The 3,811-nt window shown below is 53.0% G+C and carries 5 protein-coding genes; 3 read left to right on the forward strand and 2 right to left on the reverse strand.

The window, feature by feature from the left end; all coding sequences use genetic code 11:
- Positions 1-232: 232 nt before the first annotated feature.
- Positions 233-1,276 carry a quinolinate synthase NadA gene (gene nadA, locus L977_RS07190; protein WP_047625477.1) on the forward strand — a complete coding sequence of 348 codons (1,044 nt, stop codon included), beginning with the start codon at positions 233-235 and terminating at the stop codon, positions 1,274-1,276.
- Between the two features lie 22 nt (positions 1,277-1,298).
- Entirely contained in the window at positions 1,299-2,018 is a 720-nt protein-coding gene (gene pnuC / locus L977_RS07195; RefSeq protein ID WP_014883049.1) for a nicotinamide riboside transporter PnuC, read from the forward strand.
- On the opposite strand, the gene zitB is transcribed toward pnuC, so the two are convergent.
- Complete coding sequence (gene zitB, locus L977_RS07200) at positions 2,015-2,953, reverse strand: CDF family zinc transporter ZitB (protein ID WP_047625479.1); 939 nt, start codon at positions 2,951-2,953, stop codon at positions 2,015-2,017. The genes pnuC and zitB overlap by 4 nt on opposite strands.
- 105 nt (positions 2,954-3,058) lie before the next feature.
- On the reverse strand, positions 3,059-3,424 hold the full coding sequence (locus L977_RS07205) for a YbgS-like family protein (RefSeq protein ID WP_047625481.1): 366 nt from the start codon (positions 3,422-3,424) through the stop codon (positions 3,059-3,061).
- 303 nt (positions 3,425-3,727) lie between these two features.
- Here L977_RS07205 and L977_RS24920 point away from each other — a divergent pair.
- Positions 3,728-3,811: hypothetical protein (locus tag L977_RS24920; RefSeq protein WP_231563514.1), on the forward strand; the 84-nt coding region annotated here is incomplete at its 3' end.

The following is a 3,811-nucleotide window of genomic DNA, read 5'->3' on the forward strand; positions in this document are numbered from 1 at the left end:
TAATCAATTGGTCGCAGGTTCGAATCCTGCACGACCCACCAATGTAGAAAGGCGCCCTAAAGGCGCCTTTTTGCTATCTGCAATTCTATAAATGCTCCACACCTCTATTCCCGGTGACTTTTCACTCCAGATTCGCTATCTTGTTTAGTATACAAAACACAATTGCCATGCGTTTTGCTATGTCAGGCAAAAGAAAGGCAATATTGTTAAGCCAGTAAAACGAGAAGCCATAATGAGTGTGATGTTTGATCCCGAAGCCGCCATCTATCCGTTTCCGCCAAAACCTGTTCCGCTAAGCCGGGACGAAAAACAGTTCTACCGCGAGAAGATCAAACGTCTTCTGAAAGAGCGAGACGCGGTGATGGTGGCGCATTACTACACCGACCCGGAAATCCAGCAACTGGCGGAAGAGACCGGGGGCTGCATCTCTGACTCTCTGGAGATGGCGCGCTTTGGCGCAAAACATCCTGCTTCCACGCTGCTTGTTGCTGGCGTGCGTTTTATGGGCGAAACGGCGAAAATTCTCAGCCCGGAAAAAACCATTTTGATGCCGACGCTGAATGCCGAGTGTTCGCTCGATCTTGGCTGCCCGATTGACGCGTTCACCGCCTTCTGCGACGCCCATCCTGACCGTACCGTGGTGGTTTATGCCAACACCTCCGCGGCGGTAAAAGCGCGGGCAGACTGGGTCGTGACCTCCAGCATCGCCGTTGAGCTGATTGAGCATCTGGACAGCCTGGGTGAGAAAATTATCTGGGCACCTGACCGACATCTCGGCAATTATGTTCAGAAGCAGACAGGCGCTGACGTCCTCTGCTGGCAGGGGGCCTGTATTGTGCACGACGAATTCAAAACCCAGGCGCTGGCACGCATGAAGGCGCTTTATCCTGACGCCGCCATTCTTGTTCACCCTGAATCCCCCCAGTCCATTGTCGACATGGCGGATGCCGTGGGTTCAACCAGCCAGCTTATCAATGCGGCCAGAACGCTGCCGCACAAGCAGCTCATCGTGGCGACCGATCGCGGTATCTTTTATAAGATGCAGCAGGCCGTGCCGGAGAAAGAGCTCCTTGAAGCCCCAACGGCAGGCGAGGGCGCGACGTGTCGCAGCTGCGCGCATTGCCCGTGGATGGCGATGAACGGTCTGAAAGCGATTGCCGAAGGGCTAGAGACGGGCGGCGCCGCGCATGAAATTCATGTCGATGCTGTGCTGCGCGAAGGTGCGTTAATTCCGCTTAACCGCATGCTGGATTTTGCGGCTACACTACGTACTTAATTCAAAACGTTCCGGGGAAAAGATGGATTTTTTTAGCACGCAGAACATTCTGGTTCATATACCGATTGGTGCAGGTGGCTATGACCTGTCATGGATTGAGGCCGTCGGCACGCTGGCGGGTTTACTCTGCATCTGGCTGGCAAGCCTGGAGAAAATCAGCAATTACGCGTTCGGGCTGATTAACGTTACGCTGTTTGCGATTATCTTCTTCCAGATCCAGCTGTACGCCAGCCTGCTTTTGCAGTTGTTCTTCTTCGCCGCCAATATTTACGGCTGGTACGCATGGTCGCGGCAGAACAGCCAGCAGGAGGCTGAGCTACAGATCCGCTGGCTACCCCTGCCGAAAGCCATTGCCTGGTTTGTCGCTTGCGTGGTTGCTATTGGTTTCATGACCGTTTATATCAACCCGGTGTTTGCCTTCCTGACCCGCGTGGCCGTTTCGGCTATGTCCGGTATCGGCCTGAGCGTAACGATGCCAGAACTTCAGCCGGATGCTTTCCCGTTCTGGGATTCCTGCATGATGGTGCTGTCAATTGCGGCGATGATCCTGATGACCCGTAAATACGTTGAGAACTGGCTGCTGTGGGTCATCATCAACGTTATCAGCGTGGTCATTTTCGCGCTGCAGGGCGTCTATGCGATGTCGCTGGAATATCTGCTGCTGACCTTCATTGCCCTGAATGGCAGCCGTATGTGGATTAAGAGCGCGCGTGAGCGAGGCTCTCACGCGCTTTCCCGCTAATGGTGATGATGGTGTGAATGGTCGGGCTGCGCCTTGTTAAGGTGGCAGTCCGGCCCGTTACAGGCTTGATACTCCATCTGGACGGTGGCGTGGCCAATCTCGTAATGATGTTCCAGGAAGTGATGAATGCGTTCCAGTAATGCATCGTGATCGTGAGGTGGGATCACCTGAACGTGTAGCGTCATCACCGGTTTTTCACCTACCTGCCAGACATGCACATGATGAACATTGCGCACTTCCGGGACAGAACGGCGCAGGTTACGCTTCAGCTCGTCAATGTCCATGGATGCGGGTGCCCCTTCAAGGAGTTCATTGACGCTCTCCTTCAGCAGACTCCAGGCGCTACGTAAAACCAGACACGATACCAGCACGGAGAGAATCGGGTCGACTGGCGTCCAGCCGGTATAGAGGATCACCAGCGCGGCGACTATCGCCCCGACTGAGCCGAGCAAATCCCCCAGCACATGCAGGGCAGCAGCGCGCACGTTGAGGTTCTTTTCCCCGCTGCCGCGATGCAAAATCCAGAATGCCAGAATATTTGCCAGCAGCCCCGCGACGGCAATCACCATCATTGTCGTTCCGGCTATTGGCTGCGGGTGCCTGAAGCGTTGGATGGCTTCCCAGACGATAAGAATAGTAATGACCACCAGCGCGATGGCGTTAACAAACGCGGCAAGCGTAGTCAGCCTCAACCAGCCGAAGGTATGGCGTGCGTTCGGAGGACGACGAGCAAATTGCACTGCTAGCAGAGCGAAGAGTAGCGCTGCGGCATCGGTCAGCATGTGCCCGGCATCAGCCAGCAACGCCAGCGAGCCGGAGACCAGACCGCCAATGACCTCGATAACCATAAACGTGGCCGTAACGCCGAAGGCCAGCATGAGTCGTTTTACGTTGTCATTTCCGGGAGAAGATGCGTGTGAGTGGGTGTGCGCCATGTCTGCTTTCCTGTTTCGTTATTTTTTAGTGTAGCGTTTTTAACAGGTTACTCCAAAAAGAAAGGAGAGCCTGGGCTCTCCTTTCGCATTTAAAGCACTGACGACTTACTGGGTTGTGCCATCGGTTTTGGTATTGGCATCGTTACCCACTTTGTCGTTAGGGTCGGGACATTTGCCGTCCTTACACATTGAGTTCTTATGAACTTCATCTGAACTCATATTGTCGTGATTCATGGTGCCGGAATCACTGCCGTTCGGATGCAGCATGGTGCCGCCGGTATTGATCTGGCTGTTATCGACATTATTTGGGGCGATATTTTGTTTCGCATCAGGGGCGACCTGGCCTGCTTCTGCTGCCGCATTGGCATCACCGTTGCTGTCTGAGGTGCCCGTTTCAGCAGCCAGGACGCTGCCGCTTGCCAGGGTGAGAGTGGCGGTCAGGAAGAGGGTTGCCAGTTTTGTCATTTTCATCATGGTGCTCCTGTTCTTGTCGTTACGCTGGATAACTTTCTCCAACAGTGCATCTTTTTAGAGGCGAAAGATTCCGCCTTACGGACTTACGTCAGTAGGGAATCGCGTTTAGGCGTATAAAATTGGTTGTTACAGTTAAAAAGCTTAGGTTAGATCTCATTTTTCGCTATTTTGTGGCGATTTTTAGGCGAATTCCAGGAATTATCTGCGTGAAGTGTAAAACCGTGTTTACACTTCCTGGTCGACAAGATAGATTGAAAGGATTGCTTTCATTACTAAAGATATGGCAGAGCTGGAAAGAAAATGAATTATCAGAACGACGATTTACGCATTAAAGAGATCAATGAGTTATTACCTCCTGTAGCGCTCCTTGAGAAATTCCCCGCC

Source organism: Enterobacter sp. ZOR0014 (assembly GCF_000798855.1).
GTDB lineage: Bacteria > Pseudomonadota > Gammaproteobacteria > Enterobacterales > Enterobacteriaceae > Enterobacter > Enterobacter kobei.

What these genes read in the sequence shown, in the direction of transcription:
- zitB (WP_047625479.1), bottom strand. Translation starts at nt 2,953, where the DNA reads ATGGCGCACACCCACTCACACGCATCTTCTCCCGGAAATGACAACGTA.
- L977_RS07205 (WP_047625481.1), bottom strand. Translation starts at nt 3,424, where the DNA reads ATGAAAATGACAAAACTGGCAACCCTCTTCCTGACCGCCACTCTCACC.
- nadA (WP_047625477.1), top strand. Translation starts at nt 233, where the DNA reads ATGAGTGTGATGTTTGATCCCGAAGCCGCCATCTATCCGTTTCCGCCA.
- pnuC (WP_014883049.1), top strand. Translation starts at nt 1,299, where the DNA reads ATGGATTTTTTTAGCACGCAGAACATTCTGGTTCATATACCGATTGGT.